Consider the following 3799-nt stretch of genomic DNA (forward strand, 5'->3'; position numbering starts at 1 on the left):
GTGCCGCCGACGGCGCCCCTCCTGCACACGGTGACCAGGCGCGGCCCGCCCGCCCCCGCGCACGTCTTCGCTCTCGCCGCCTGACGCGACGTCCTCTCCGTCTTCCGCCGGGTCCCGCCCGGTCCGCCGGGATCCCTGGATCCGCCGGGACCACGGGCACCCGGAGCCCGGACCCTCGGGGCCGATCAGGACCTGCCGACCTGACGGGCCTCAGCGCCTGATGGGCCAGAGGGGCCTGATGGGTCTGATGGGCCTGATGGGCCTGATGGGCCTGATGGGCCTGGCGGGCCTCAAGGGCCTGCCCTTCCGCACCACCGGAACCGGACCGGACGCCGCCGTCGCGCGGCCCGGCGCGCCCGCGCGCCGTCCGACCGAATCCCCGTGTGACATCCGGAAGTGGAGTCCCCCATGAAGGCAACCCGAATCGCCGCCGCCCTCGCCGCGGCCGGCGCGTCCGTCCTGCTCCTGTCCTCGCCGTCCTTCGCGCACGTCAGCGTGCAGCCGGAGGGCGCCGCGGCCAAGGGTGGCTACGCCACCGTGGCGTTCAAGGTCCCCAACGAGCGGGACGACGCCTCGACCACCAAGCTCGAGGTCAACTTCCCGGCCGACCACCCGCTGGCGTCCGTGATGCCCCAGCCGGTCCAGGGCTGGGACGTCGAGGTGACCAGGAGCAAGCTCGACAAGCCGCTCGACCTGCACGGCCGCAAGGTCGACGAGGCCATCACCAAGATCGTCTGGACCGCCGAGGACGAGAAGAAGGGCGGCATCCAGCCCGGCTTCTTCCAGAAGTTCCCGGTCTCGGTCGGCCCGCTGCCCGAGGACGCCGACGAACTCGTCTTCAAGTCGCTCCAGACGTACTCGAACGGCGAGGTCGTACGCTGGATCGAGCTCCAGGAGGGCGAGGAGGAGCCCGACAGCCCCGCCCCGGTGCTGCAGCTCTCCGCCGCGGCCGGGGACGGGCACGGCACCGCCAAGGACGACGACTCCGCAGCCTCCGGCAAGAACGCGGAGGAGGCCCACGAGGACGACGCCCACGAGAGTGCCGCCGGCGCCACGGACACCGCGGCCCGGGTGCTCGGCGTGGTGGGCATCGTGATCGGCGTGGCCGGTGTCGCCTTCGGCGTCCTCGCCCGTCGCCGTACCGCCTGACCGACCCCATTCAGCCCTACGGCCGTCGCCGGGGCGCGTCCTGACGCGTCCCGGCGGCGTCCGGGTCCACCCCCTGGGACACGAAACTCCATGCGCAACAAGATCTGCACCGCGGCCGCCCTGCTCGCCGCCGCCCTCACGCTCTCCGCCTGCACGTCCGGCGAGCCCGCTCCCGAGAAGCCGGGAACCGCGGTGACCGAGGTGACGCCCGACGACAAGGCGGCCACCGTGCTCGACACGCCGTTCGAGAAGCCCGACCTGGTGCTCACCGACACCCACGGCAAGGAGTTCGACCTCCGCGAACAGACGCAGGGCAGGCCGACCCTCCTCTACTTCGGCTACACCAACTGCCCCGACGTCTGCCCGCTGACCATGAACAACCTCGCCGTGGCCAAGAAGCAGCTTCCCGAGGAGCAGCAGGACGACCTGCGGGTCGTCTTCGTCACCACCGACCCCGAGCGGGACACCGCCGGGGAGCTCGGCGCCTGGCTCAAGGGCATCGACACCGACATCATCGGCCTGACCGGCGACTTCGCCACCATCCAGGCCGGCGCCCGCACCCTGGGCATCACCATCGAGGAGCCGGTGAAGGAGAAGGACGGCACCGTCGTGTCCACCCACGGCACCCAGGTCGTCGCGTTCTCCCCCAAGACCGACCAGGGGTACGTCCTCTACGGCGAGGACACCACCGTCGACGACTACACCGCGGACCTGCCCGCGTTGATCAAGGGCGCGAAGCCGTGAGCGGTGCGGACCGGGGGCGCGCCCGCACGGCCCGGGCGCGCCGGGGCCGTGGGCGCCTGCCCTCCGCCGTCGTCGCCGTGCTCGCCCTGCCACTCGCCGCCTGCGGCGGGCCGGACGGGCCGGAGCTGTCGGTGCGGGACGCCTACATGCCCCAGCCGGTCTCCGACTCGCTGGCCGCCGGCTTCCTGACCGTGGTCAACGAGGGCGACCGGCCGGCCGAGCTGACCGGCGTCTCCAGCGACCTGGCCGCCTCGGTCACCGTCCACGAGACGGTGGACGGGGCGATGCGTCCCGCGGAATCCGTCGACGTCCCCGCCGAGGGGCGGCTGACGCTCGAGTCCGGCGCCACCCACCTGATGTTCGAGGGCCTGACCCGCCGGCCCACGGAGGGCGAGACGGTCACCGTCGAGCTCCGCTTCAAGGACGCCGATCCGGTCACCGTCGAGATGCCGGTCGAGTCGGCCACCTACACACCGTCGCACCAACGGCACTAGGGAGGGACCACCGTGACGCCGACCATCGCACCCCGCGCCGCAACCGCCGCGCGTACGCGGACCGCTCGTGTCCTGGCACTGCTGCTGCTCGCCGTGGCCGCGCTGATGCTGGCCGGGGCCGGTCCGGCGTCCGCGCACGCCGCGCTCACCGGCAGCGACCCCCAGCAGGGAGCGGTGGTCGAGCAGGCTCCCGAGCAGGTGACGGTCACCTTCTCCGAGAAGGTCGCCGTCTCCGCCGACTCCCTCCGGGTGCTCGACCCCAAGGGCAACCGCGTCGACACCGGCAAGGCGCCCTCGGTCGAGGGGACCACGCTCAGGGCCGAACTGACGCCGGGGCTGCCGGAGGGCACCTTCACGGTGGCCTACCAGGTGGTCTCCGAGGACAGCCACCCGGTCTCCGGCGCGTACACCTTCTCGGTGGGCGCGCCCTCCACGACCTCGGTGGCCCTTCCCGAGGAGACCGCGGGCGGCGGGGTCGTCAGCACGCTCTACGGCGTCGCGCGGTACGTCTCGTACGCCGGGTTCACGGTGCTGGTCGGCGGTGCGGCGTTCGTGCTGGTCTGCTGGCGGCAGGGCGCCGGGGTCCGCGCACTGCAGCGGCTGGTCGTCGGCGGCTGGCTGGCGCTGACCACGGGAACCCTGGCGCTGCTGCTTCTGCGGGGGGCGTACATCAGCTCCGGCACGGTGGGCGACGTCCTCGACATGGGTCAGCTCGCGCAGGTGCTGCAGAGCCGTACGGGTGCCGCGCTGGTGTGCCGGCTGCTGCTGCTCGCGGTGGCCGCGCTCTTCGTGGCGGTCCTCTTCGGCACCTACCAGCGGCGGGCGGACGGCGAGGAGAAGCGGGACCTGTCGTTCGGCCTGGCACTGGGCGGTGTGGTCGTCTCCGCGGGTCTCGCGGCCACCTGGGCCCTCTCGGAGCACGCCTCCGCAGGGCTCCAGCCGGGGATCGCGATGCCGGTGGACGTGGTCCACCTGCTGGCCGTGGCCCTGTGGCTGGGCGGTCTGGCGGCCCTGCTCGTGGCCCTGTACCGGGGACCCGCTCAGGACGCGGTGGACCGTCGGGCGGTACGCCGTTTCTCCCGGGTGGCCTTCGCCTCGGTGGCGGCCCTGGCGGTCACCGGCCTCTACCAGTCGTGGCGGCAGGTCGGCTCGTGGGAGGCCCTCACGGGCACGTCGTACGGCCGGCTGCTGATCGTGAAGGGAGGTCTGATCGCCGTCCTGGTGGGCGTCGCGTGGATCTCCCGCCGGTGGACCCAGCGGCTCGGCGACGCGACGCCGGACGCGGACGGTGTGACCGCCGGTGCGGATTCGGACGCAAGCGGTGTGGTGGTCGCCGCCGGTACCGCTTCGGCTGCGGAGGCCGACGCCGCGGAGGCCGACGCCGCGTCGAGTGCCGGTCCCACGGCGGACGC

5 protein-coding genes are annotated in these 3799 nt (G+C 73.3%); all 5 read left to right on the forward strand.

Annotated features, from left to right (window positions below; genetic code table 11):
* The first annotated feature begins 220 nt into the window (after positions 1–220).
* Complete coding sequence (locus HW445_RS21815; protein WP_180222671.1) at positions 221–412, forward strand: hypothetical protein; 192 nt, start codon at positions 221–223, stop codon at positions 410–412.
* Positions 409–1149 carry a YcnI family protein gene (locus HW445_RS21820; protein ID WP_180222672.1) on the forward strand — a complete coding sequence of 247 codons (741 nt, stop codon included), beginning with the start codon at positions 409–411 and terminating at the stop codon, positions 1147–1149. Before HW445_RS21815 ends, HW445_RS21820 begins: the two co-directional genes overlap by 4 nt.
* Positions 1150–1239: 90 nt before the next feature.
* Positions 1240–1893 carry an SCO family protein gene (locus HW445_RS21825; protein ID WP_180222673.1) on the forward strand — a complete coding sequence of 218 codons (654 nt, stop codon included), beginning with the start codon at positions 1240–1242 and terminating at the stop codon, positions 1891–1893.
* Positions 1890–2387, forward strand: coding sequence for a copper chaperone PCu(A)C (locus HW445_RS21830; protein ID WP_374939680.1), 498 nt, complete (start codon positions 1890–1892; stop codon positions 2385–2387). Before HW445_RS21825 ends, HW445_RS21830 begins: the two co-directional genes overlap by 4 nt.
* 12 nt (positions 2388–2399) lie before the next feature.
* On the forward strand, positions 2400–3799 hold a 1400-nt coding region (locus HW445_RS21835; protein WP_374939681.1), incomplete at its 3' end, for a copper resistance CopC/CopD family protein.

The organism is Streptomyces sp. UH6, from assembly GCF_013421635.1.
Taxonomy (GTDB): Bacteria; Actinomycetota; Actinomycetes; order Streptomycetales; family Streptomycetaceae; genus Streptomyces; species Streptomyces abyssomicinicus.

What these genes read in the sequence shown, in the direction of transcription:
- HW445_RS21815 (WP_180222671.1), top strand. Translation starts at nt 221, where the DNA reads ATGGGCCAGAGGGGCCTGATGGGTCTGATGGGCCTGATGGGCCTGATG.
- HW445_RS21820 (WP_180222672.1), top strand. Translation starts at nt 409, where the DNA reads ATGAAGGCAACCCGAATCGCCGCCGCCCTCGCCGCGGCCGGCGCGTCC.
- HW445_RS21825 (WP_180222673.1), top strand. Translation starts at nt 1,240, where the DNA reads ATGCGCAACAAGATCTGCACCGCGGCCGCCCTGCTCGCCGCCGCCCTC.